A 26,074-nucleotide genomic window follows, 5' to 3' on the forward strand; every position below is an offset into this window, starting at 1 on the left:
GACGTATCAAGGAGTACCAAGATGCTTAAAGTTAGAGACATTATGACCCAAGAGGTGATTGCGATTCAGGATACTGCAACAGTGGCACAAGCCATTGCTCTGATGCAATACCATAAAGTCCGCTCCCTCATTATCGAGCACCCTGAAGGTCAAACCGCTTACGGGATCATCACTGAGCGAGATATTGTTTACCGAGTCATGGCTGTTGGCAAAGATCCCCATGAAATTGGCGTTCAAGAGCTTGTCCGCGAACCCTGTATTACAGCCCATCCTGATCTCACTGTGGAAGAAATGGCTCAATTGTTTGCAGCAGCAGGCATTCAGAGAGCGCCAGTAATTGATGGACAGCAGCTTTTAGGCATCATTTCCGTCACTGACTTAGTGATGAAAACGGATGGAAAGCAGAACTATCAAGCCGATTGGCTCGCGTTGCAAGTTGAAAATGCGTTAAAGCATGCCCGGATTATTTGTGGTGATCCGCAAACCCAGATTTCAAAAGAATGCTCTGTAGCCTGGGATGTGGTTGAAGCTTTTGAAGACCAAGCTGCCTTAAACGGAGCTATTTAGTCCTTCAGAACAGGCTACTTTATCACTTTCAGTGTAGGTACCTCAGATGCACACTAAATCATCGAGACAATATTTTAGACAAGTGCTGTTGTTTCTAATGGCCTTGGTCATTGCCCCATTGCTATTAGCGGTTTCTGCGGTTGGAGCCCCCAATTTCGTGACGCAAGATCAGATCACCGTGGGGGCTACAGAGGTCATTCAAGGTAACTATTATGCAACTGGGGACCGTATAACGGTTGACGGGACCTTAAAAGATAATCTGTTTGCAGCAGGAGACACCATTCAACTATCGGGCACCGTTGAGAAGGATGTTTACTTAGCGGGTGATGAAATAACGATTGATGGCACTGTTAAAGGCGATGCTATTCTGGCCGGCGCTTTGGTTGCCCTCAATGGGTCTGTTGAAGGCGATTTAATCGCCGCAGGGCAAGCCGTGGTGGTGAACGGAACGGTTCAAGACGACGTGCGGATAGCAGGAGAGGCACTGCTTCTCAAAAATCAGGCTCGGGTGAAAGATGACATGATCGCCGCAGGGCTGAGCCTGGAAAGTCAACCCCAAACGTCCATCGGTGGCACTCTCACGGTTGCGAGTGGTCAAGCACTACTGGCAGGAACGGTTGATCAGGATGTTGTGGGGGGTATGGGAGGACTAACCTTAGAGGGGACAGTGGGTCAAGATGTGGCCGTTACCGTCGGTGATAACCAGACTTGGAAACCTATATTCGGACCTAGCCCTCGCCTTAAGATTCCTGATGTGCCGGCAGGATTAACCCTCACAGATTCGGCCCAAGTCAAAGGTCGGTTGACCTACAAATCACCAACTACTGCCTCCCTAAAAGATGGATCACAAGTGACAGGTAAAATCACGCATCAACCGATTCCAGAATGGGAACCGACGCCAGTCAAGCCGACGAATATCGTGCTAGATCAACTGCAGCGCTTGCTGACGATTGGGTTAGTGGGATGTGCCATGCTTTGGGCATTTCCAAAGTGGACAGAAGGATTAACGCAGAATATTCAGACTCGACCGTTGAGAACGTTGGGTTGGGGCATTGTGACCAGTGTGTTGGTGGGAGTAGCAAGTGTTGTGATCGCAGTTCTGACCATCCTTGCATTTATTGTGCTTATCTTGACCCTCCAAGGATTAGCCTGGCCCATTCTGGGGGTCGGAACCCTCGCTAATCTGGCCCTATGGGTCGGTATTGGCAGCTTCGTGAGTTTGATTGCCCCCGTATTAATCAGCAACCTAGGTGGACGCTGGCTCTGCAGCCAATTCAATTTGAATAAGACCGCGAACCGATTTATCCCATTCCTGATGGGGGTAGTGGTTCTGATGTTGATTACCGCTATTCCCCTGATCGGCGGAATCATCAGCATTGTCATTATTTTCTTGAGCTTAGGTGCTCTCTGGAATTGGGGAAGGTCACGGTGGGTTAAGCCCCCCTTGCAAGCTCAGGAGGCACTAGTGGGTTGAGTGGAGATAGGTTCTGGCATAACCGATGGGAGAAATCGCAATGATGAAAGTTGCAGACATTATGACGACAGAAGTCATCAAAATTCGGAATTCGGCGAAGGTTGCTGAGGCCGTCCGATTGATGCGACGACATGGAATTCATGCCCTCATTGTTGATCGGAACCATGAGCAAGATGCTTACGGAATTGTGACCGCCTTCGATATCGTTGCGAAGGTAACGGCTTTTGGTCGTGATCCACGGCAGGTGAGAGTCTATGAAATTATGACGAAACCTTGTTTGGTACTCAATCCGGAACTCGGGGTCGAATATGCCGCAAGATTATTGACCACTACCGGTATACATGCCGCACCCATTATCCAGTGGAGTCTGCTGGGTATTCTCTCAATCTCTGACATTCTCGATCAAGGGGATTTCTTGGAGAATCCCTTGGAGGTGGAGCTTGCTCAAAAAACACAGCAATTAATTGCGGACGCTCATGCAATTTGTAAGCAAAAGGGCACTAACTCCAAAGCCTGTAGACAAGCTTGGCAAGACGTTGATGCAGTCCAAGCGGAAGCGGCTCATCAACGGGCCGAAAAGCTCGAAAAAACAGCTTTTGAAGCGTTTTGTGAGGAGTACCCAGAAGCCTTCAAAGATCGAGAGTATGATGCCTGGTGTAGTGGATAGCTAGCTCATGTTTATCCTAAAAAACAGATAACTTACAATGCCTCAGAGAATCATCATTGATCCAGTCACTCGGATTGAAGGCCATGCCAAAATCTCGATTTACTTGGATGACGCAGGTGAAGTTACGGATGCTCGATTTCATGTGACGGAGTTTCGTGGATTTGAGAAGTTTTGCGAAGGCCGACCCTTTTGGGAGATGCCGGGGATTACCCCGCGCATCTGTGGGATTTGTCCAGTCAGCCACCTACTCGCGTCAGCGAAAGCTGGAGACCAGATTCTTGCCGTTCACATTCCTCCAGCGGCTGAGAAATTGCGCCGCTTAATGAACTTAGGACAGATTATTCAGTCCCATGCCTTGAGTTTTTTCCATCTGAGTAGTCCCGATCTACTGTTGGGGTGGGAGAGCGATCCAGCCCAGCGAAATGTGTTTGGTCTGATGGCTGCAGAGCCGGATCTGGCCCGCAGCGGTATTAGGTTGCGCCAGTTTGGTCAGGAAGTGATTCAGCATTTAGGTGGGCAGAAAATTCACCCGGCTTGGGCTGTCCCCGGAGGCGTCCGATCGGCTCTAACCGACCAGGGACGTGAACAAATCCGAGCGGGGTTGCTAGAGGTACGATCAACGGCCCTTACAACGCTGAGTCGGTTCAAAGACTTGTTAGAAGACCATGCCAGTGAGGCTCGAATATTTGGGAATTTCCCCAGCTTATTTATGGGGTTAATCAACCCAAATGGACTCTGGGAACATTACCAGGGCTGTTTACGGTTTGTGGATAGTGTCGGTAATATCATTGCGGATCATCTTGATCCGAGCCAATTCCAGTCCTTTATTGGCGAAGCGGTTCAGACTGATTCTTATTTGAAGTCTCCCTACTATCGTCCCTTGGGCTATCCTGATCAGTCTCCAGGACTGTGCCGTTTACAAAATGGCATGTATCGGGTGGGGCCTTTAGCCCGACTCAACGTTTGCGATCGCATGGGCACGCCCTTAGCCGACCAGGAATTACAAGAATTCCGCCAGCGGGGCAATGGGACCGTTACCTCTTCCTTCTTTTACCATTACGCTCGCTTAATTGAGATTTTGGCTTGTATAGAACGCATTGAGCAGAAATTAGAAGATCCAGAACTCTGCCAACCTCCCCTCAGAGCCCAGGCCGATGTCAATCAATTAGAGGGGGTTGGGGTGAGTGAAGCACCACGGGGGACGCTGTTTCATCACTATCAAGTGGATACAACGGGGTTACTCCAATCCGTAAATCTGATCATCGCCACGGGACAAAATAATCTGGCCATGAACCGCACCGTTGCTCAGATTGCTCGTCACTACCTCCATGGACCCGATATTCCTGAGTCGATGCTCAATCGAGTCGAAGCCGGCATTAGGGCCTTTGATCCTTGTTTAAGTTGCTCGACTCATGCGGCAGGCCAGATGCCACTTCATATCCAGTGCAAATCAGTAAACAGTGGTCAAGTCCTTAGTGAGGTATGGAGAACATCAACGGGAGAATTTCAAGTTAAAGGTTGAGACTATCAGTGCTTTTGTCAATGATTGTTTCCCTCAGGCAGGCGGGCTGATATTGTCCAAAAGTTGTAAGGTCCGCTCAGCTTCTTCAACATCAATAACGTTCAAAGCAAACCCCACATGGACAATGACATAGTCACCCACATCCGCATGGGGAACATAAGCAAGACTGACCTCCTTTAGAACGCCTGCAAAACTCACTTTCCCCATCCGTAACAGCGGGTCATCATGATCCAAGATGTTGATAATCTGGCCGGGTACCGCTAAGCACATGGTGAATCTGCCTCGACAAAGGGCTGTTGTCTGTTAAACGTCTCATTGACCTTGGGAAAGCGTCCAGCATAGTGGCGATGGGCAGCCATGATTTGTCCAAGGGCAATCCCTCCATCATTGGTAGGGACTTGCTGATGCCAGTAGGGGCGGAACTGGCTTTCCTGCAATCTGTGGATGGCTCTTTCACTCAGATATTGATTTTGAAAACATCCGCCCGTGAGCACGATATATGGCTCGCCGATTTGATAGGCGATTTGGACAATGATTTCAACCAAAGTATTGTGAAACTTAGTGGAGATCCAGCTAGTATCAACGCCCTGATCAATATCGGCCAGAATGGCCATCAACATCGGTTCCCAATCCACCACGAAGGGCAATGAAGCCGAGAGATGGAAAGGATAGTCGTCTTCTGTTGCAGCCCTACCCAAGATAGACTCTAAGGCCATCGCTGCTTGCCCCTCAAAATGGGTGTTTTGCATCAGGTTCGTGAGGGATGCGATCGCATCAAAGAATCGCCCCACACTTGAAGTTAGAGGGGTATTCAGAGACCGATCCAGCATTGCCTGCAATACCTGGGCAGACGGCTGGGAAAAAGCCTTCAAGGGCGCTAAGCCTTCCCACTCAAAAATCTTGCCCCCAAAGCAGGTATAGAGCAGCCCCATCGCCGTTCGTCTGGGCTCACGAGCGGCTTGGTCACCACCGGGTAAGAAAAAGGGACGCCAGTAGCCGACCCGCTCAAACCCAGATGAAGTGATTCGCAGAAATTCTCCGCCCCAGACGGTCCCATCCAATCCATAACCCGCTCCATCCCAAGCAATTCCCAGAACAGGAGCTTCTAAATGATGTTCTGCCATGCAGGCCAACACATGAGCATAGTGATGTTGCACAGATAATAAGGGAACTTGCCATTGCTGAGCCAAAGCTTGGGCAGCTTGGGTGGAAGCATAATCTGGATGAGCATCACAGGCGACCAGGTTAGGTTGGCACTCGTAGAGCTGAAGTAACGCCTGAAGGGTTTGCTGAAAACGGTCGATGGAGGGCACGGTGTCCAGATCCCCCAGATGTTGACTCATAAAAACGTGATCGTCTAAGGAGAGGGCAATGGTGTTCTTTAGATGAGAACCCACCGCGAGGATCGTAGGGCGTTTTGGGGGTCGGGCAGATTGTGGCGTTGCCGATAAGCCTTTGGGGCTGGAATGATGAGACGGAAAAGTGACGGATAGGGGGAGCGGCGCATATCCTCGGGCACGGCGGCGGAGTTGAGTTTGCCCATTGATAACTTGGACAACTGAGTCATCTATAGGGTGCAAAATAGGACGATTATGGATCAGAAACAGATCGGCGATAGATTTGAGGTCATCCAAGGCTTTTTCCACATTGAAGCTGATGGGTGCACCGTTGAGATTGCCACTGGTAGCAACGATGGGGAAGTCGAGGTCGGCCATCAGGAGATGGTGAATCGGAGTGTAAGGTAGCAGTACGCCCAGGTGAGAGCAACCTGGGGCGACTTCATCGGCAATTGGGTCTGCCAGTGAGAGGTGTCTTCGCTGAAGTAAAACAATGGGGGCCTTGGGCGATTGCAGCAGCTCCGCCTCCAGTTCAGATACTTCGCAGGTGTGTTTGACCCGTTCCAAAGATGGGTACATCAAGGCGAAGGGTTTATTGGGGCGCTTCTTGCGCGTTCTTAGCCGCTTTACTGCATCCGAATTGCGAGCATCGACTAACAAATGGAAGCCCCCCACTCCTTTTACCGCGACGATCAGACCCTGACGAAGGGCTACAGCAGCTAACCCGATAGCCCCAAGTCCCTCCGTCTTTTCCGCTATCCCCTCCTGGTTTTGTTGAACGGCCTGTCCCTGAAGCTGATTGCTAACCCAACGTTCCTTCTGCCAATGCCATACTTCAACGATGGGGCCACAGGTAGGACAGGCAATCGGTTGAGCATGAAATCGGCGAGATAAGGGATTCTGATACTCTGACAAGCAATTGGGACACATGTGAAAACTCGCCATTGCGGTATTACCGCGATCGTAGGGTAAGGCTCGAATAATGCTATACCTCGGCCCACAGTGCGTACAGTTGATAAACGGGTAGCGGTATCTGCGATCGCTAGGGTTGAACAGCTCACGGAGACAATCGGCACACGTAGCGACATCCGGCAGCAAGAGGGTGGTTTTAGGGCCGTTTTGGCTGGGACGAATCGTAAAGGTGTGCTCACCCAAAGGTGGAATATACTTTTGCTTGATAGTCTCAATTTCAGCGAGAACAGGGGGATTGGCTTGGAGTTGAGCGAGAAACTGGTTCAACCGTTCAGGGCCACCTTCCACTTCAATCACCACCCCCTGGGTATCATTCGACACCCAACCCCTGAGTTTCAATCGGGTCGCTAAACGGAAGATAAATGGCCGAAACCCAACGCCTTGAACGGCTCCTTGAATCGTTAGTTGGAGGCGCTGATGGGTCATCATCAAATATCCATTCCTCGATCATTCATAACCAGGCTGCTTTGATTGAGGAGGCTAAAATTTATAGCCAATTTGGCGAAGAAAATCTTGACGCTCCAATATGTCTTCTTCTCCTTCCACTCCTTTGGGAGCGAAGCCATCGATTACACCTAATACCCCAGCGCCTTGGTCCGTCTTGGCCAGGATAACTTCTACAGGATTAGCCGTCGCACAGTAAATGGTGCAGACTTCTGGGGACTGCTGAATCGCATTCAAAACGCTAATGGGAAAAGCATCTTGCATCAATAGAATAAAACTATGACCCGCGGCGATTTTCTTAGCATTACTGACAGCGATATCTTGGAGTGAAGGGTCGTTGCCCGCAAACCGGATCAGACAAGGCCCTGATGCTTCGCAGAACGCTAGACCAAATTTTGCCTGAGGGCAAGTTCCGACCATAATTTCATATAAATCCTCCACTGTCTTGATGAAATGGCTTTGGCCCAAGATTAAATTTGTATGTTCAGGGACATCCAGGACAACGGTGGTCACTTCCATAGTGCTTCGCCTCACAAAAACCGTCATATCTTTAAGTCAGTAAAAGGGCCAACAAACCACAAAGGGCAATTCCGTCAAAAACCCCGGCGCCGCCAATACTGAGGACACCGCCGCTCATAGCTGTTATATCCCTTAGATGTAATAAATCTGCACCGATTAAGGTTCCTATGATACCTCCAGCAAAAGCCGTCGCTGGAGCATGATTTATTCCCAATAACATTGCCGTTAATGCCGCAGTCAAAGGGGCGAGTAATGGGTTCATCGTAATCCCAATTCCAGGGACGATATGGGCGGCATAGAAACAAACAACGGTCACGATAGATGTAATCAGCAAGATGGCTGCTGGATTAGCCTGTCTAAATTGGTAAATGGCCAGAATAATGGGAATTAAGCCACCCCCCACATTCAGGGCTACGACCTTTGTTTGTCTCATTTTGAGCAATGGAATCCCCCAGAATTGACGTTGGTAGTACATCAAAAAGTCATCCATCGCGTACACAGGTGAGTCCATGCGATAAAGAGGGATATTGATCGTACTACCCAAAATGACTAAGACCAAGAGTATGAGGGCCACATGAGGCGTAAATCCTAACTTTGCAGCAGCTAGCTGAACGACATCAATCGTCAATACCAACCAGACGAAGGGTAGGAACAGTACAAATAAGAGAAATAGCAGTAGAGAAACGGGTAAATAGATCATATGAATCATCCTTACCGTTTTAAACAGTCCTAACTGGCCTGTTTAGCTAGCCTGGGTAACAACTGTTGGTCGAGTAGGTATTTGTAGATCTCTGAAACAGATAAATTACAGAGATCCTTCGCAACCTCCACAGGGAGAAGGGCTTTCGGTAACGTTGCCATTAGAATGGGTCGTAAATGTCCCAGAATCTGTGGTTCAGCCACTAGCAGAATATGTTGGATGGGGTACGTATGAATGAAGTGGGTAATCCCAGCATTGATCGTATGGGCAAACCGTCGATCAAATTCCTTGAGGTGGCTTTGACGGTGGTCGTCATACCCATGGCTTTGGCGGGTTGTCCCCCGATTGCCTCCGCTTTTGCTACTCGTCCATAATTCTCGACCCGCCTGGCTCTGGATGGGATTGAGCAGTGCCTGATGTTCCACTAGACTAGGGCCAGAATGTTCAAGGGGTGGGGGATTGCTTAAGGTGAAAAAACGAGCGTTAGTTTTATTGATAATCGTCACAAGATATTGGCTCATCTGATCGCTCCTTAAGCAATTACAGAATGGCAAGATGGATAAATCAGTTCCCTCTGGGGTTAGTTTGAGGATAGTCTACTGAGTCTGTAAAACTTGTGAGTTTTGAGAGCGAGGTAATAGTCTGTTAAGGTCTTGGCGACACTGGTCCAAATAGGTATACCAGGCATCCATACCTGCTCCCGTTCGAGCTGATACCTCAAAGAGGGTCGCTTGAGGAGCGATTTGTTGGAGCGTTGAAATCGCAAGGTCTCGTTGCCATCCCACAGCCTCCGCAATATCCGTTTTATTGATCAAAACGACCTGAGCCGACGTGAACATTGCTGGATATTTTTGGGGCTTATCTTCGCCCTCGGTTACAGAGAGGATGACGACTCTGATTTGTTCTCCTAAATCAAACGCAGCGGGACAAACGAGGTTGCCAACATTTTCAATCACGAGAAGATCCCAAGATTTGGGCGGGAGTTTGGATAAAGCGTGGCTCACCATGCTGGCTTCTAAGTGGCATGCTGTCCCCGTTGTAATTTGGACCGCTGATACCCCAGCATGGCCTAATCGATTGGCATCATTCACCGTCGCTAAATCGCCAACAATGGCTCCAATTTGCCAATCATTCCGTTTATCTTGGGCGAGTCGCTCAATCAAAGCTGTTTTCCCCGAACCCGGCGAAGATAGCATATTCACCGCTAACCAGCCCTGGTGCTGAAACAGGACTCTATTTTGATTAGCAATGCGATCATTGTGTTCCAGAATCTTGGCATGAAGGTCAAGGTGGCGAACGCTGGGAGCCTCTATGCTTGTTCCTGCTTGGTTCAATTGAGGGTCATGGCCTTGATGAATCTGGACAGATCCAGCACTACAGCCGCAATCTTCACACATCCTACGAGACCTCCATTGCTGTTAGCTCCAGTTCTCTGCCCTGACGCAAATCGGTAGTGAACTGATGACAAGTGGGACAAACATACACCCAGCTAGTGGGCTGAAAATCCAGATCACAAGCTGAACAGTGGCACATCACGGGCACCGTTTCTACTTCAAGTCGAGCATTCGCAGCCATCGTGCCAGCCGTAACGATTTCAAAGGCGAGAGTGAGGGCTTCAGGAATCACACCCGACAATTCCCCGACCCGCAGCTTAATCCAGTGGATATGCTGAGCACCTTGTTGAGCTGCATGGTCGAAGGCGATGTCTAAGGTGGTTTGCATTAAACTCACTTCATGCATGAGGCTTGATTGAACTAGAAACAGAATCCAGCTGTAACTGGATAAGTTCTTGAATGGCGTCCAGTGCTTCTGCAATGCCTTCCTCTGCCGTGGTGGACAGATGCTCACCCACAGCAAATTCGATGGCTTTGACTTCTACCCACCAGGCTTGGGGATGATGCCCATAGACTGAGTGGGTTAAAGCGAGTAATGAGCGCGGATCACAGGTATGCCCCATAGAAGGGACCGTGCTACCAGCGGTTTCCATTCCCCTAGGGGAAATTTGCGTGACTCTGACCGCCTGATCGGGGTCCATACGGCAGGCATCAATAAAGATTACGGTTTCTGTGTTCGCCAGTTCTGCAGCTAGTTCAGGTGTGAGTTGTTGAACGGTTAACGGTCTTACCTGAGGAAGACGCCAAATCGCGACCTCATCTGCAATCCGAGGGCCAATGGCATCATCACAAAGAAGCTGGTTTCCATAACCAATCACTAAGATTGAATGGGGTTTAGTGGGTTGGGGAACGGCTGGTGAAGCGTTCATGAAGATGCATCCTTATACTCATCACCTTGACGATAGGGCTTAAAGTTGAAGAGCTTATGAGGGCTGCCAGGGCTTCAACCACTTCCCTTTTGACTCAATAAACGGATCAATATTGAGGAACTTGTGAGGATGGAAGTTCAAACTGGCCGATCAACCGGCTAAACCAGCAAACTCAATCGTCATAGCGTCTTCAAGTTTATGGCATAGGCTAAAAATGTAACTAAAGCTGCATTGCTCATCCCAATCATTGTGGAGGTGAGAGGATGTTTGCAATAACCCTGCTCCAGATATTGGCGATGATGGGCATCCCTTTAATCGTCACGACTGTTTCATCCCCTATGAATGTCACTGAGCATCCGTCTGTTCCAACCCTGGCCACTTCTCAAACCTGGCGACTGGAATTACTGGCGGATGGGAACTATCAAGTTTGTAGTCTGCCCGAACCTAAAGATGGGCGGGATGGTAATGGGGTTTGCTTTACCTTTGCTAAGCGGGGCGAATACGTGGATGGATATTACGGTTTCCCCCATTCTGGAACCTATATCTGTGTTCAAGGTAAAGCAGAACAGAACCGGGTGAGAGGGCAGGGGTTGGCATTGTCTTGGCCAGGTCACCCTTGGCCTCCAATCACAACGTCACAATACACCTGGCGATTAGATCAGCACTTAACCCTGCAAAATGGCTATGTTGTTCGCAGCGTCAGAGAACAGTCCGGAAGAGTCAATTGGCTTCGATTTGATGAAGTGAAGTTGGATATGGACGGATTCCATCAATATCCAACCGTGAAAATGCGTTCTCCTACTCAACTCTGTGATTGGCAGACACCAACAGAGTTCTGAGCCGAAAGACTTACACCCACCAAGACATACCTAGAGAACGTCAACGCTAAATTCGGAGGTGAATGATGGTTACCCTTCCCTCCTCTCCCAAACAATTTAATTTTCCTAACCTGGTTCAGGGGGTCGCTCAACTCTGCCGTCCCACACTCAGTGTTCTAGCGGCTATGGCGAGCTGTCTCTCAGTATTTGTGCTACAACCTCAGACATCAGTTTGGGTCTATCTACAGACAGCCACAGTATTGATATGTATGACGGCTGGAGCCTTTGCCATCAATGATTTCGATGATATTGAAAAAGATCGTATCAACCATCCTGAACGCCCCCTTCCCTCTGGCACTCTGCTACCTCATCATGCGTGGTGGATTGCAGTGATGCTATTCTGTATTGCTTTAGGCGCAGCAATCCCTCTTGGTCTATCGTGCTGGATTGTAGTGGCTATCAGTGCTCTGCTGCTTTGGAATTATGCCCCTATATTGAATATCAGCGGAATTCTAGGCAACGGTGTTGTATCAATGATTGTTGCGGCTTTAATCTTCTTCGCTAGCCTAGTTGCGGAACGCCCTTGGGCAATGCTCTATCCGAGTATCTTTTTGTTTTTCTATATTTTGGCTAAAGAAATTGTTTGGGATATTCACGATGCAGAGGGAGATCAACAACGGGGGGTAAATACCATTGCAAATCTATGGGGACTAACACCGGCATTTTCAATCGCTTGGGGATTAATAGGGCTACTGCTCATTTCGATTCCCCTAGCCATCGCACGACTCACCATGGCCCATCCGGCCTTGTTTGGATGTTGTGCCATTTTGATGTTGTTAAGCTATGCCCTCGCGCTCTGGCGGTATCAGATCATTCAGACTTCCCAGACCTATACAAACCTAATTGTGCTGGGACGCATAGGAATGATTCTTGGCTTATTCGGGCTATTTGGAACGGCCCCCTCTCTCTAGAAGTACAAGAGCTTAAGGACTGATCACTGTTGCGATCGCATCTCGACTAGGACAAGGTAGCGGTTCCTTCTCCAAGGCTGTTCTAGACCATACGGTGGCATTGCCGGATTGAACATCACCAATCTCGCAACAGGGAATACCAGATGTGTTTAAGGTCCGGCAAATTGATGGTGCATCCCGTTGGGGAGCTGTGAGTAAAAGCGCTCCAGAAGCAATCGCAGCCAATGGATCAATCTTGAAAACACGGCAAATATGGGCCGAGAGGTCTGATATTGGCACTTTCTCAAGGTCGATTACCAATTGACAGTTACTGGCCTGGGCTAGCTCCCAAAGAGCTGCTAGCAACCCCCCTTCAGTCGGGTCATGCATCGCCGAGACTAGTCCAGCTTGGTTTGCAAGTTGGGCATCACGGAGCACACTAATACCAGGCTTATAGAGATAACCCCTCGCCTGAGTCAGCTCATCGGAAGTTAACGCCTGACTGATTTGTTCAGAATATTCGCGAGCTAAGATTGCCGTAGCTTCAATGGGTACACTTTTAGTCAACAAAATGCGATCACCAGGCTTAGCACCGCGAGGAGTAATAAGGCAATCTCGCGCCACTTCACCAATCAGTGTTCCGACAACGATGGGTCGGTCTAGGCCATAGGTGATTTCAGTATGCCCCCCAATTAAAGAGACATTGATCTCCTGACAAGCCGTGTAAATTTGCTGATGAATGCGTTCAGCCAAAGTTGCAGTGGTCCTCTGCTCGGGGAGAAGAATAGTGGCCATCAACCAGCGGGGAGTAGCTCCTGTTGTGGCAATATCATTAGCATTAATCTGGACGACATACCAGCCAATGTCATCTGTAACAAAGGTAATGGGATCAGATTTAATGACCCATAACTTTGCTCCTCCATCGACGACAGCACAATCATGCCCAATGCCTGGCCCCAATAAGACTTGAGGATCATGAATGGGAGTTTGAGAGAGAAGGTGGGCCAATAGATGTGAGGGTAATTTACCAACCGGCAGAGGATCCTGTGTCACCTTAACCTCCTCATCTAAAAATATCTTCTAGTCACTTTTATTAGCAGAAGCTTCGGTCTCTGTATCCTGTGATTTTTCTTGCAGGATATTCTGTAACATTCTGAGCAAGGCATCCGAAGAAAAAGGTTTCTGAAGAAAGGCTTTAACACACTGTCCAAGGGATAAAGCAAATGTCTCATCAACTAAGAGGCCACTGGTCACGATGACTTTAAGCTGAGGATTGATTTTTCGCAGTGTTTGAATGGTCGTTTCTCCACTGAGTGTTGGCATCTGCATATCCATCAATACAACATCAATCTCTGTATGATGTTGAGCATACTGAGCAATGGCATCAATACCATCATCTGCGACCATGACCTGATAGTTGTGCTTTACCAACATACTCTGGGCCACTTCTCGAATCGGAGCTTCATCATCAACGACTAAAACAACCTCGCCCTGACCGTTAGGACACTCTAATTGTTCTTCCTCTACACTGCTGACTGATTCAATAGCAGGGAGGTAGACTTTGAATTGAGTCCCTTGACCAACTTCACTGTAGACGGTGATATATCCATAATGGCTTTGAATAATCTTGTTGACCGTCGAGAGCCCCAATCCGGTTCCTCCCGCAGGCTCCTTGGTAGTAAAGAAGGGCTCGAAAATCTGTTCCTGTAGTTCAGGAGGAATTCCAATTCCAGTATCTGTAACGGTGATCAAAATGTACGGTCCAGCTTGGGCGTTGAGAAAATCTGCTGCAAGGGCTTCATCTAGGGGAAAGTTCATTGCATGGATGGACAAAGAACCGCCCTCTGGCATAGCATCACGAGCATTGACGAGTAGATTCATAAAGACTTGATGTACCTGGGTCGCATCGGCATGAATCGACCAAAGATCGTCAGGGATATGCGTAGATACTTCAATCGATTTAGGAAATGTTTTTAGGGTAAAGTCTCTCAGCTCACTCAGTAAGGGTTTGATGTAAAGAATTGCGCGTTCACCATCTGCGCCCCTAGAAAATGAGAGCACCTGGGTAATCAGTTTTGACCCCCGTTGTGCACAGGTTTGTAAAATCTCAAACTGGTGCTGAATTTGTTCACTGGCATTGGGAAGTTGCAAAGGTAAAAGCTGGGCTACTCCATAGATAGGCGTCAGAATGTTATTAAGGTCATGAGCAATTCCGCTAGCAAGTGCCCCAATACTCTCCAATCGTTGAGCCCGTAAAAATTGTTTTTCGAGTTTTTTAGCTTGAGTGACATCGGTATTGACAATGAGTATGGCTTTGGGATTCCCTAAACTATCTTTGACCAACGTCCATCGGCTCATCACCGTGATCGCATCCCCTGATTTAGTCACCTGTTGCTGTTCGCCTTGCCACTTTCCATGTTGCCTCACATATTGTTCAATTTCTGCTGCTTTCTCGTCGGTTACTTCTAGTAACTGGCCAACTTCTTGACTAAGCGCTTCCTCCTGAGTCCAGCCATAAAGAGCAGATGCACCTTTGCTCCAGTATTGAATCCGACCATCAGGTCCCTGGACCAGAATGGCATCGGTGGCGACATTCAATAGCGCTGCTAGTTCTGAAATTTGTTCTTGTGATTGCTTGCGTTCTGTAATATCTGTCGCCACGCCATCCAATCGCAGGACTCTCTCTTCGGCATCTTTGATCACCCTGCCCCGATCTAATAGCCACCGAATCGACCCATCCGGCCGGACAATGCGATATTCTACTTCTTGGCTACCCGTCTCCAGGATACGTTCAGAAAAACCGCTAACTTTTGCCCGATCATCGGGATGCATAGCTTGTAACCAGAGTTGTGAATTATCTATAAATGCTGAAATAGGGCGTCCATATATCTCTTCAGCGGCTGGACTAAGGTACAACAACTCAAATGAATCTGCCTTTACGGACCAAACGATATCTTGCAGGGATTCTAGAATATTGTTGAGACGCTGTTGACTTTCTTGGTGTGCAACTTCGGCCAGCTTACCTTCAGTGACATCAAAAATTACGCCATCTATATGGAGAGGTTGACCATTTTGAGCCGGAATAGGTTGTCCTTTTTCCCAAAAGTACCGAATTTGATCCTGTTTATCCTGTATTCGATACTCCACTTGAAATGGCATCAGAGAAGAGACAGCCTCCTGTACGGTTGTAACCACTTGGGGCCGATCTTCTGGCACAATCATCGGATCAATGGAGCAAACTTCTCCGACTGAAAGGTCGATGGAATCATTACCTGTTAATGTTTTGCACTGATCATTCAGAAACACCATTCTATTGTGATCTTCAGGAAAGACCCGATAAACGATCCCTGGTAGATTTTCTGCCAATGTTCGATATTCTTGTTCGCTTTGTCTCAAAGTTTGATCGATTTGGTGCCGATCTAAGGCTTGCGCTAACAAATTGGCCACTGACTGGAGAAAGTCAATATCATTCTCATTAAATAGACGATGGTGGCCGGTATGAGCACCGATTACCCCGTACGTTTGATGTTGCCCTTGAAGAATGACACTCATCCCACTAACGACCTTATGATCCAGTAACAATGGCGGACCGCTAAATCGAGTTTCTGTCTCCAAGTTGTCAACAATGACTGGCCTAGAACTCCGCAATGTATAACCAGCTTGGGACTCTTGCTCAGTCCCAATGATGGCCTGACCCACCAGTCCAGGTTGCCAACCCACCCCGGCCTTCAGCAATAACGATTCACCATCGGGACGTAACTGAAGTACTTTGCAATATTCCACCTCCAAAGTCTGAGAGACGACTCTGACAATTTCATTCATCAAACCATCGATATCTCGACTTGCTAAGGCTAATGCCCCTAATTGAGCCACTGAAGTCTGTTGTCTGGCTCTCAAGGCTAAGGTCTGCTCGATTATTTTTTGCTTAGTGATATCACTGGCGCTTGCATAAATCTGTTGCTGCTGAAGGTATGGTGTGGCGGACCAGAGAAACCAGCGGTAGGAGCCATCATGGCAGCGATATCGATTCTCAAAGGCAATAGTATTAGTGCCCATTGCCAACTGCTCTAATTCTCTGACAGTGGCATCCCGATCCTCGGGGTGAACAAAGTTAAGGAAAGGCTGAGCCAAGAGTTCTTTGATTGAATAGCCTAAAGTGCTAATAAAAGCAGGATTGACGGTTTTAAAGTAACCGTCAAAGCCCGCAATACAGTGCAGGTCCAAAGAAACTGAAAGGAACCGATTACGGTCAGTTTCTGCGGTTTGGCGCTCAAGCTCTGCTGTGGTTTTCTGGGCCAGAATCGTCAGCACCTCTTCTATAAACGCCAGATCGTCAAGGGGCTGTCGGCATAAAACAACAATTAATCCCACTACTTGCTTAGCACTAGAGATGAGGGGAATCCCCAAATACCCTTCTATGCTTAAGTCCCTGAGCATCTGATCATGAGGAAAAACCGCTTGGACGCCCTGATGATACATACAGGATTGTTGTTCAATGACTTCCTCACAGGGAGTCCCAGCTAGAGCATATTCAAAGTTGGATTGGAGCTGTCCTGCCTTTGCCACCGCAAGGGTGCGAATCGTTGCTTGGCCCTCTATATTGACAAGCTGACCAATATGAGCGAAATCTGCAGGGAGTACTTGATTCAGATGTGTCACAAGGGATTGGAAGAAATCCTCACCAGTAGATGTTGCCAGACCTTTAGCCAGATGGTGTCGCATAAGATCTCGGCGCTCTAATTTCGATGTTCGATCTTGCACCAGCTGCTCCAGTTCTTGGTTGCGTTTTTGGAGTAGTTGATGATTTTGGGTCTCCAGTTGCGTGATTTGCTGCTGGAGTAGTTCCACGACCTCATAAATTTCAGCAGGGTCTACGGGTAGCAAGTTCCTCTGGGTGACAATGCCCCGCAAGGTTCCATGTCCATCAGCGACGACTAATCGACGGACTTTTTGCTGCTGCATTTTCTGATGGACGGTCCACAGGGAATCATCTGGAGTAACGAGGGAAAGAGGGGTACTCATCACCTCTTGTGCTTGAGTCTGGGCGAAATCCAGCTCCAATCGCTGAAATTGGACAATATCTCTTTCTGTAATAATCCCGATTGGGCAGTGATTTTCTGTGAGATCATCGGCAGGTTCAACCATAACGATACAGCTCACTCCCTGCAGATTCATGCACTGGGTAATCTGCAACAGTGAGTTAGTAGGTAAAGCTTGAACCACATCTGGGGTCATTACCTCCCTTACCCGACGAATTTTAAGTAAATCAGACGGTTGCAGCAGATTCCGAATTCGGCGAGGGGTCAGTAGTCCTTTCACCTGTCCTTGTTGATCCAGCACAGGTAAATGACGAATGTGCTGTCGATTCATCCGCTCTAATGCGGTGAATACAGTTGAATGCCCATCATCAACCAACGTTACGACGGGTTGGGACATCACTGCTGCAGCGGTGAGTTCACCCAACGAGCGATTCTCAGCAATTAAGCGAACAATGTCGCGTTCAGTGAGAATACCAACCAGTTGAGTATCTTCCTCAAACAGTACACAACCCGTTTGTTCGATTCCCAATTGGGGGAGAGTGGGCTGGTTAACCTCATCTGCCATCAAATGGCAATGAAGGGCGGACCGACTCGTAAGACCAATGACTTCTGTTAATGGAGTATCAGGCGCAGCTATGAGGGGTTGCAAATCTAGGGCTGCTTCAAGTGGGAACGTCATGAATTGCTGCATCATCGAACCCACTTGCCCACAATTACTTTCATTTGATTGTAAATGCAGCTCGATTTTATTTTGCAAAAGAAGCATAAAACTCAATCAATGAGCGGTCTAACGTATCGTATTGCCCCATATTTGCGGGAGGCGGAATGACTCAATCTTGAGGGATTGAATATATTCTCGTCACAATTTCTTCAACTTTCTCACTTATTGTTTTGGCATTCTTAGCCGTGTGAAAACAACAGATTCCAACGTCCCGCCCGTTCAATTATTTTTAGGTGGAGTGTGGAGAGAATCGTGTATTGCTGTCTACGAACAAACCTACGATTGCAATCTATTTCGGTATCTATACTTTGGCACGCAAGGTTCATGGGCATCGTTTTACTCAAGGTATTGTCTTGTCTAGATATTGAAGGAATCCATTAGCCCAGACCAGTCTGTACCAAAGAAGTTTTATTGTCGTTATGCCGTCAATTGTTCATGAATAAACCATCTGAGCAACGCTCGCTTAATAGAGCGCAGAACTCCTTTCGTCTTTCGGAACTCTCTCCAGAGCATATTACTGAAATTTATGATTCATTTCATATTGAGGACGACCGAACGGGATTGAGTTCTGAAACGCTACAGCGTGCGATCGCAGATAATCTCTATTACATCCAGGGTAAATTCCCAGAAATTGCCACCCTATATGACTACTACATGGCTGTCGCCTATACGGTGCGAGATCGATTACTGCATCGCTGGATCAACACCGTCAAAACCTACCGTGAACAGGATGTCAAGGTGGTTTGTTATCTCTCTGCTGAATATTTACCAGGCCCTCACTTAGAAAATAACCTGGTTAATCTCGGTATCTATGATCAAGTCCAACAAGCGGTGGAATCCTCGGGATTAGATCTGAGATCCATTTTGGCGCAAGAAGAAGAACCGGGATTGGGGAATGGGGGACTCGGTCGTTTAGCCGCCTGCTATATGGACTCCCTAGCTTCCCTGGAAATTCCAGCGATTGGCTATGGCATTCGGTATGAGTACGGAATCTTTGACCAGGAAATCCGAGAGGGTTGGCAGGTTGAAATTACGGATAAATGGTTACGTCTGGGGAACCCCTGGGAAATACCTCGTCCAGAGAACGCTGTAGAGGTCAAGTGTGGGGGCTATACAGAACCCTATACCGATGATCAAGGCGACTACCGAGTACGCTGGATACCTCACCAAGTGGTGAATGGAATACCCTATGACACCCCTATTTCCGGTTATCGCGTAAACACCACGAGCACGATGCGGCTTTGGAAGGCAGAAGCTCCAGAGTCTTTCGATTTTCAAGCCTTTAACGTCGGGGACTATTACGGAGCCGTCGATGCCAAAATTATTTCCGAAAATCTGACCAAAGTTCTCTATCCCAATGATGAACCCATCCAAGGGAAGCAACTGCGTCTTGAACAACAATACTTCTTCGTTTCTTGTTCCCTCCAAAATCTACTAAAAATTCATCTGTTGCGGGGTGACCCGATCGAGACCTTTCATGAGAAATTTGTGATTCAACTCAACGATACACACCCCGCGATCGGGGTTGCGGAACTCATGCGGTTGTTGGTAGATGAGTATCTGCTTCATTGGCAGAAGGCTTGGGACATAACCCAACAAGCCTTCGCTTACACCAATCACACCCTCCTGCCTGAAGCGTTGGAGACCTGGCCTTTGAATCTGTTTGGCAGTCTCTTACCTCGACATTTAGAAATTATTTATGAAATTAATCAGCGTTTTCTCGATCAGGTGCGGCTGAAATACCTAGGTAACCCAGATAAACTCGCCCGCTTATCCCTTATTGAAGAAGGCGGGAGCAAACGAATTCGCATGGCTCATCTGGCCTGTGTGGGGAGTCACGCCATTAATGGGGTGGCCGCTTTGCATACAGAACTCTTAAAAAAAGGGGTCCTGAAAGACTTCTATGACTTGTGGCCCCATAAGTTCACCAATATAACCAACGGGGTAACTCCGCGACGGTGGATGGTCTTAATTAATCAGAGGCTAACCCAATTGATTACCCGCGAGATTGGTGAAACTTGGATCACACAACTTGAGGATCTCAAACGGTTAGAATCTTTAGCCGAGGATCCAGCGTTCCGCCAAGAATGGCGACGGGTCAAACGAGCCGTGAAACAGGATCTAGCAGACTATATTCAAGCTCACCAAGGACTGACTCTTAATCCCGATTCGATTTTTGATATCCAGGCCAAGCGCATTCATGAATATAAGCGCCAACATCTCAATGTGCTTCATATCATTACGCTCTATAACCGTATCAAACACAATCCCCGACTCGCGGTTCCACCTCGCACTTTTATCTTTGGAGGCAAAGCTGCCCCTGGCTATCAGATGGCCAAGCTGATCATTAAGCTGATCACGTCGGTGGGAGAAGTCGTAAATCATGATCCTGACATCTGCGATCTCATCAAAGTAGTCTTCCTACCTGACTTCAATGTCACCAACAGTCAGCGAATTTATCCCGCCGCTGATTTATCGGAGCAGATTTCCACGGCAGGGAAGGAAGCCTCCGGCACGGGCAATATGAAGTTCTCAATGAATGGCGCTTTAACCATTGGCACCCTCGACGGTGCCAATATTGAAATTCGTGAGGCAGTGGAGGCTGACAACTTTTTCCTATTTGGGCATACCAGTGAAGATATTGTTGACCTTAAGGCACAAGGGTACGTCCCAAAGACCTTCTATAATACCAATCCAGCCCTGAAAGAAGCGATCGACCTCATTGCCTCAGGATATTTTTCCCATGGGAATCGGGCGCTATTTCAACCCCTAGTGGATCAACTTCTGCAAGCAGATCCCTATTGCTTACTGGCAGACTATCAGTCATATATTGACTGCCAAGATCAGGTGGGACAGGCATTTCAAGATCAAGACACCTGGACCAAAACGGCCATTCTCAATGTTGCTCGGATTGGGCGGTTCTCTTCAGATCGAGCCATTCGGGAATATTGCCGAGAGATTTGGCGGGTTATTCCGGTCTCCATTCATTTGGAGGAATATCAGCAGGCCGAAGCCAGTTTGGCAGGAGAACACTGTCTGGATGCAGATGCATGTCCCTTTTAAGTTCTCTATGCCGCCATAAAGTCCTGTAGATTACCCGATTGGAGTAACTTCGATTTTGCAGTCTGTTCGAGTTTTCTCACCCATTCCCGACTGATGCCCATTTGTTGACTGACTCGGTAGAGAGAGCGTTCTCGCCCATCTTCCAGACCATAGCGGAGGATAAGAACAGTGCGCTCATTGTCATTGAGCTGAGCTAGAGCCGACCATAAAGCATTTCGCAAGAAATCTTGTTCCACCACTTCATTAGGACTGGGCATTTGCAAATCTTCTAACAAATCACCTAACTCCATCTCTTGATCCTTCCCTACTCGGATATTCAGGGATTCAGGATTGGATATCCGGGCGGCTTGTAAGGTCTTCTGCAGCTGTTCCAATGTGATGCCTAATTCGGCAACCATTTCCTGGTGAGTGGGGGTGCGTCCAAGGGTTTGGGATAGCTCTCGACGCACTCGTTTGATGCGGTTGAGCTTTTCCGTCATATGCACAGGGATGCGAATGGTATGGGACTGCATTGCGATCGCACGAGTGATAGATTGGCGAATCCACCAGTATGCATAGGTGCTAAATCGATATCCCTTAGCAGGATCAAACTTCTCTACCGCTCGCTCTAGCCCCAAACTCCCTTCTTGGATGAGATCAATTAAATCCATTCCCCGTTTTTGATATTTCTTCGCGATCGTGACCACTAATCGCAGATTGCCGCAAATCATCCTGTGTTTTGCCCGCTGCCCCCGTTTCTGTATCTGGTCTAATTCAGCTTGGGAAATCCCTTTCGGTGGGTTTAGAGCTGATTGGATTTGTTGCCCTAATGACACTTCTTCTGCATGGGTCAACAGCGAGTATCCACCCATACGGGTCAAATAAGCCCCAAGAGCGTCTTTATTCGATCTCATGGTTGTAAACATATCGATCACCTGTTCGCGTTACTGACTTAAGCTGACTTGAAAGCGTCGGATTCCACGATCGAGCGTCCGCCCATGACTAATGTGGATCTAGGAAGTCTGATTCTGACTCACTTCGACCAAGCATTATGGCAAAGCTCAACAATAAGAACAACGCCATCAATAACCAGCTCAATACCGTGACCCATTCTGGATAGTCAGGGTGAAAAAACAGTTTTAAATCGGAGGGGATTCGCATATATCACACTCCTTTTCTTCAACTAAAACCCGATAAACTGGCAAAAAAGATTGCCTCATAGCGAGATTCGCCGTTTATCCTCATTTCTACAGTAGAAAATAGTCTTGATATTCTTGTGAGGTCGATAATCCAATCTCTGACTCACCTTCAGGCCACTACAGAGGTTCTATACATCAGTAAAAGGCAGATCCCTCAGCCCATCTAAACTAAAGATTGCGAATAGCTGGCTGAAGTATCTGCCATGCCACATCTAAACCTTGGCAAGTACTTCAACCAAGGTTCAAGGCTGAACAAAGATCGGCTCAAACTTCAGCTTGGAACAGTGATTAATTGCCTGGATCCGTCTCAAGATGGGTAATGCGTCCCCGCCAATAGGTAAAGGGTCCATCTTCCAATTGCCAGCTCACCTGACCAAAGGTCGGCATATCGTACCCACCCAATGTCCTATACTCGGACACCACACAACTCCAGGGGGTTTCAACGGCTTGTCCTGCAACCATTCTGGGTCGATTCGGTGCAGTGATACTAACGAGGTCACCATTAGGATCAAAATTGTAATGGACTCCTACGTCTGGTTCACTTGTAACCTTTACGGTGAACTCATTCAGTTTGTGCCAATGTAACGCTGAATTATTCAGAAACGCAGCTGGGAAAAAGATCAATTCTGCCAGGTACCGCATTAGCTCCCCTTTATCTGTACTCGGTCCTGCCACCCTTAAAAAGGGAATCGAACCCAACAGCCTTCCTTCCAGCCTCCCTTTACCTTGGACATAGCTGTCCACTACTTCGATATGAATAAAGGGGGCAAGTCGAAAAATGGCTCGCCACACAAACCCCGGTTGTCGAATCGCAAAGTCTTGGGTGGCCGTAAACGGTAGCCACCTTCCCTGCTCGGATAAACGCATTTCACCCGTTTGGTGAATCTGAATAGTGGTGGGACTATCCTGAGATGGCCCTTGGTCTGAGTCTGAACGATGCGATCTCATTGCCAATGCACAAATCAACCTGGGGGGTTGAAGGACCTGTTCATCATTGGTCAGCATTCTCAGAGCCTGGACTTGTTGCTCAATTGAGCGATGAAACTGCCAAGTGGATCCAAAATGCAGAATGAACAAGAGGGCTAGAGCCAATAAAATTGCGAGCCTAAGGGGCACAACAACCTCCCAAACCATAAAAAATAATCATGTTCAGAGGTTCTAAACCATCGGAAAACCGACTTTAACCTCGAGCAGATGGGTGATCAACAGGCGAGGATTTCCTCTCTGGCTTGGATGAATTCGCCCGGAAAGTTTCATCACACAGTAAGACTAACTGACCTCTCACTGCAGCGTGATCCAGTAAGTTATGGGCCACCGCTGCATCTGCTAAGGGTAGGCGATCGGCAATGATAGGTTGAATAGAGCCATCCGCCAGTAGATCCAGAAGGCTCGTTAAATCGTCTCGGAACCAATTGGGTTGACGCCGCTTCAAATCAGTAATGTTGTAAAAAACAGCGCTACGACGATCCGGCCAGATGTTCAACAGAGTCAGAAGGCCCATACTCCCCCCGACTTTCAACAGCCTGCCCCAATGTGCTGATAGCGCTGAGGAAAATCCATAGCTAATGAGTTGTCCCCCAGGCGCTAAAGTTTGGTATGACCCCAGTAAATGACGCCCCCCAATGGCATCAAAGACCACATCCATTCCATTGGGCGTGAGACGACGAATCTGCTGTTGGAAGTCTTGCTGCTGATAATCAATCGGAGTGGCACCCAAATTGGCAATGAGATCATGTTTCGATGCGGAGTCCGTACCATACATCTTTAAGCCCGCGAGGTGACCTAACTCCAGGAACGCAGTTCCAACACCGCCCGCAGCACCGTGAATCAAGATGTGATCGCCGGATTGAACCTTAGCAATTCGGTGCAGTAACTGATAGGCTGTCACATACTGCAAAACTAGACCGACGGCCTCGGCAACATCCACCTCAGGTGGTACCAGAACACATTCATGGGCGGGTAAACAAACGTACTCACTATATCCCCCCACCACAGTCAGGGCCGCAATCCGCTGACCGATATCCAGCCCCGCGACCCCAGAACCGAGCTGATCAACAATCCCAACTATTTCATAGCCTGGGGTAAAGGGCACTTTGGGTAATCCCAGATAGAGTCCCTCGCGGATCAAAACGTCTGTAAAAGCCACACCAGTTGCTAATACCCGTACTCCCACTTCTCCCGCCCGAGGTTCAGGTCGTTCATCCATAACTATCTCTAAAACATCCGGTCCGCCGTGGCGGGAAATAATCACATGTCGGTAGCGCATACTAACACCTATGTTTGAGGGCTAAATGCTTTACAGTTGAGGGCATCTAGCCTCCAATCTAGAGTGGGATATTGTGAAAATTGTGAGGGCTGTAAGCACCCAATAGCGACGATCTAATCCCCTCACATTGTCTTCAACTTTTCGCTTTAGTCTCATGGCTAGAGAGGATCTGAATTGCCCCTCAAGATTAATCCTTCCCCCTCTTCCTGAGCACATGACGCTTGACTTCAAGCGTTTTCTCGCCATTAAGTTATGGGAATGAAGGATATCTTGATTGATAAAGAATCTTCTCACAGGCTTCCAACAGGGAAAGCGGTCAGAGATGTTAATAATTACCATCGAACGAGCACAACATCGCTGAAACATTACAGTTGCTCATTACTGAACGGTCGTGGAGACACCCATGTTCAATATCATCCGTTACAGTCAAATGGTCGGATTAACTGCAATTGGGAACACCACTAATTCCCACCTAGGAAACGTGGAAGAGATCTGGCTTGACGAGTCTGGATATGTCACATATCTATCCAGTCGCCAGCGGTATTGGTCTCTTCGTCAAGTTGCGAGTGTGGGCAAAGAGACCGTGTCGGTTGATCGTCCCCTCATAGTGTCAACCCCACCCCATCTCCATCATGGATATCAACTCCCAGTCCGATCTAGGGTCGGAGAAACGTTGGGCTGGGTAGAAGATTTTCTGTTCGATTGGCATACAGGGGAAATCGTCGCTTATATCTTGGCAGGAGAGATTGCCAGTTACCTAGGAGAACGCGCAATCCTCTTCCCTGGGGATATCGAGAAATACACACCTGAAGCCCTCCTGATTCCAGAAGGAGCAAAAAATCTACTCAAACCGGAGTCAGAAGGGTCAAAGGATTTTATTTGCGAAAAATCTACCGAGGTTAAATTTGTTATCCAGGAGATGACGGATCGCTTACAGCGTTTATTCAACCTAAATGACGGACCATACGAGATTCAGATCAAGATTCAGCAAGTTAGCGAAGCTCTTGCTTCCACGAATAAGTATGATCAGCGCCATTTGGCTGAAGCTACTGAGTTTCTTCAAGGTCAATGGGCTAGTTTGCAGCATGGAATTAGTCGTAACCTCAATCTAGCCCAAACTGCTCTAGAAAAAGCTTGGCAAGAAATTGTGAGTCAGAACAAGCTTTAAAGGTTGATCACGATCTGGATGCCTATCTATTTTTGGTGTGCTGCTCACCCACCCAAATGAACTGACCCCTTTAATTTATGGAGGATTGGATATGTCCACTCTAACCCTCAACGTTTCTACTGTTAGCCCTCTCGGCGACCGTGTCTTTCTGAAGGTAAATAGGGCTGAAGAAAAAACCGCAGGTGGCATCTTAATGCCCGATACGGCTCAAGAGAAATCTCAAGTGGGAGAGGTGGTTAGTGTTGGGCCTGGTTTGAGGTCTGGGAATGGCTCCTATGCCCCCATCGACGTTCAAGTCGGCGATCAGGTGCTATATGCCAAATACAGTGGAACGGATATCAAACTGGGTAATGAAGATTATGTGCTGACCAAAGCTCAAGATATTCTCGCGATTGTCACATAGGGA

23 protein-coding genes are annotated in these 26,074 nt (G+C 48.0%); 9 read left to right on the forward strand and 14 right to left on the reverse strand.

Going from position 1 to position 26,074, the window contains the following annotated elements:
• Positions 1-21: 21 nt before the first annotated feature.
• From ON05_RS34450 to ON05_RS34465, 4 genes are read left to right on the forward strand one after another with little or no spacing between them, the layout of a single operon-like run.
• Entirely contained in the window at positions 22-567 is a 546-nt protein-coding gene (locus tag ON05_RS34450; protein ID WP_010476565.1) for a CBS domain-containing protein, read from the forward strand.
• A 46-nt stretch (positions 568-613) separates the two neighbouring features.
• Positions 614-2,041: a polymer-forming cytoskeletal protein gene (locus ON05_RS34455; RefSeq protein WP_236619052.1), complete on the forward strand. Its 1,428-nt coding sequence runs from the start codon at positions 614-616 to the stop codon at positions 2,039-2,041.
• Between the two features lie 40 nt (positions 2,042-2,081).
• Positions 2,082-2,708 (forward strand): CP12 domain-containing protein, encoded by a 627-nt coding sequence (locus ON05_RS34460; protein ID WP_012167699.1) that lies wholly within the window; start codon positions 2,082-2,084, stop codon positions 2,706-2,708.
• A gap of 37 nt (positions 2,709-2,745) precedes the next feature.
• Entirely contained in the window at positions 2,746-4,230 is a 1,485-nt protein-coding gene (locus tag ON05_RS34465; RefSeq protein ID WP_010476561.1) for a Ni/Fe hydrogenase subunit alpha, read from the forward strand.
• Positions 4,231-4,263: 33 nt separating this feature from the next.
• Here ON05_RS34465 and ON05_RS34470 read toward each other — a convergent pair whose 3' ends face one another.
• The 8 genes from ON05_RS34470 to ON05_RS34505 all read right to left on the reverse strand — a co-directional run bounded on the left by ON05_RS34470 (position 4,264) and on the right by ON05_RS34505 (position 10,465).
• The gene (locus ON05_RS34470; RefSeq protein WP_010476559.1) at positions 4,264-4,500 is read right to left on the reverse strand and encodes a HypC/HybG/HupF family hydrogenase formation chaperone; all 237 of its coding nucleotides are present in this window, start codon (positions 4,498-4,500) and stop codon (positions 4,264-4,266) included.
• Positions 4,491-6,968 (reverse strand): carbamoyltransferase HypF, encoded by a 2,478-nt coding sequence (hypF, locus tag ON05_RS34475; RefSeq protein ID WP_010476558.1) that lies wholly within the window; start codon positions 6,966-6,968, stop codon positions 4,491-4,493. Before hypF ends, ON05_RS34470 begins: the two co-directional genes overlap by 10 nt.
• A 51-nt stretch (positions 6,969-7,019) precedes the next feature.
• Positions 7,020-7,502, reverse strand: coding sequence for an adenosine-specific kinase (locus tag ON05_RS34480; protein ID WP_010476557.1), 483 nt, complete (start codon positions 7,500-7,502; stop codon positions 7,020-7,022).
• A 31-nt stretch (positions 7,503-7,533) separates the two neighbouring features.
• Positions 7,534-8,202: a DUF1614 domain-containing protein gene (locus ON05_RS34485; protein WP_029315396.1), complete on the reverse strand. Its 669-nt coding sequence runs from the start codon at positions 8,200-8,202 to the stop codon at positions 7,534-7,536.
• Between the two features lie 29 nt (positions 8,203-8,231).
• Entirely contained in the window at positions 8,232-8,723 is a 492-nt protein-coding gene (locus tag ON05_RS34490; RefSeq protein ID WP_010476555.1) for a host attachment protein, read from the reverse strand.
• Between the two features lie 75 nt (positions 8,724-8,798).
• Complete coding sequence (gene hypB / locus ON05_RS34495; RefSeq protein WP_010476554.1) at positions 8,799-9,599, reverse strand: hydrogenase nickel incorporation protein HypB; 801 nt, start codon at positions 9,597-9,599, stop codon at positions 8,799-8,801.
• Position 9,600: 1 nt separating this feature from the next.
• Positions 9,601-9,942, reverse strand: a complete 342-nt coding sequence (gene hypA, locus ON05_RS34500; protein WP_010476553.1) for a hydrogenase maturation nickel metallochaperone HypA — start codon at positions 9,940-9,942, stop codon at positions 9,601-9,603.
• Positions 9,935-10,465: a hydrogenase maturation protease gene (locus ON05_RS34505; RefSeq protein WP_010476551.1), complete on the reverse strand. Its 531-nt coding sequence runs from the start codon at positions 10,463-10,465 to the stop codon at positions 9,935-9,937. The genes hypA and ON05_RS34505 overlap by 8 nt, the downstream gene beginning before the upstream one ends.
• 263 nt (positions 10,466-10,728) lie before the next feature.
• On the opposite strand from ON05_RS34505, the gene ON05_RS34510 reads away from it, so the two are divergent.
• Positions 10,729-11,304 carry a hypothetical protein gene (locus ON05_RS34510; protein ID WP_010476550.1) on the forward strand — a complete coding sequence of 192 codons (576 nt, stop codon included), beginning with the start codon at positions 10,729-10,731 and terminating at the stop codon, positions 11,302-11,304.
• Positions 11,305-11,366: 62 nt separating this feature from the next.
• On the forward strand, positions 11,367-12,254 hold the full coding sequence (locus tag ON05_RS34515; RefSeq protein WP_262562614.1) for a geranylgeranylglycerol-phosphate geranylgeranyltransferase: 888 nt from the start codon (positions 11,367-11,369) through the stop codon (positions 12,252-12,254).
• 12 nt (positions 12,255-12,266) lie between these two features.
• Here ON05_RS34515 and ON05_RS34520 read toward each other — a convergent pair whose 3' ends face one another.
• The gene (locus tag ON05_RS34520) at positions 12,267-13,286 is read right to left on the reverse strand and encodes an AIR synthase family protein (protein WP_010476548.1); all 1,020 of its coding nucleotides are present in this window, start codon (positions 13,284-13,286) and stop codon (positions 12,267-12,269) included.
• Positions 13,287-13,313: 27 nt separating this feature from the next.
• Positions 13,314-17,951 (reverse strand): PAS domain-containing protein, encoded by a 4,638-nt coding sequence (locus ON05_RS34525; protein WP_236619050.1) that lies wholly within the window; start codon positions 17,949-17,951, stop codon positions 13,314-13,316.
• Positions 17,952-18,428: 477 nt separating this feature from the next.
• Between ON05_RS34525 and ON05_RS34530 the strand changes: the two genes are divergently transcribed.
• Positions 18,429-21,056 (forward strand): glycogen/starch/alpha-glucan phosphorylase, encoded by a 2,628-nt coding sequence (locus ON05_RS34530; protein WP_010476546.1) that lies wholly within the window; start codon positions 18,429-18,431, stop codon positions 21,054-21,056.
• A 5-nt stretch (positions 21,057-21,061) separates the two neighbouring features.
• On the opposite strand, the gene ON05_RS34535 is transcribed toward ON05_RS34530, so the two are convergent.
• The 4 genes from ON05_RS34535 to ON05_RS34550 all read right to left on the reverse strand — a co-directional run bounded on the left by ON05_RS34535 (position 21,062) and on the right by ON05_RS34550 (position 24,500).
• Positions 21,062-21,961: a sigma-70 family RNA polymerase sigma factor gene (locus tag ON05_RS34535; protein WP_010476545.1), complete on the reverse strand. Its 900-nt coding sequence runs from the start codon at positions 21,959-21,961 to the stop codon at positions 21,062-21,064.
• Positions 21,962-22,037: 76 nt separating this feature from the next.
• Positions 22,038-22,196, reverse strand: coding sequence for a hypothetical protein (locus tag ON05_RS34540; RefSeq protein WP_010476543.1), 159 nt, complete (start codon positions 22,194-22,196; stop codon positions 22,038-22,040).
• 326 nt (positions 22,197-22,522) lie between these two features.
• On the reverse strand, positions 22,523-23,350 hold the full coding sequence (locus ON05_RS34545; RefSeq protein WP_236619049.1) for a DUF6544 family protein: 828 nt from the start codon (positions 23,348-23,350) through the stop codon (positions 22,523-22,525).
• Between the two features lie 64 nt (positions 23,351-23,414).
• Positions 23,415-24,500 (reverse strand): medium chain dehydrogenase/reductase family protein, encoded by a 1,086-nt coding sequence (locus ON05_RS34550; protein WP_010476540.1) that lies wholly within the window; start codon positions 24,498-24,500, stop codon positions 23,415-23,417.
• A 403-nt stretch (positions 24,501-24,903) separates the two neighbouring features.
• Here ON05_RS34550 and ON05_RS34555 point away from each other — a divergent pair, with 403 nt between their 5' ends.
• Entirely contained in the window at positions 24,904-25,668 is a 765-nt protein-coding gene (locus tag ON05_RS34555; RefSeq protein ID WP_010476539.1) for a PRC-barrel domain-containing protein, read from the forward strand.
• Between the two features lie 91 nt (positions 25,669-25,759).
• A complete protein-coding gene (groES, locus tag ON05_RS34560) occupies positions 25,760-26,071 on the forward strand; it encodes a co-chaperone GroES (RefSeq protein ID WP_010476538.1) in 312 nt (103 codons plus the stop codon).
• The last annotated feature ends 3 nt before the right edge of the window (positions 26,072-26,074 follow it).

This window comes from Acaryochloris sp. CCMEE 5410 (assembly GCF_000238775.2).
Lineage (GTDB): Bacteria > Cyanobacteriota > Cyanobacteriia > Thermosynechococcales > Thermosynechococcaceae > Acaryochloris.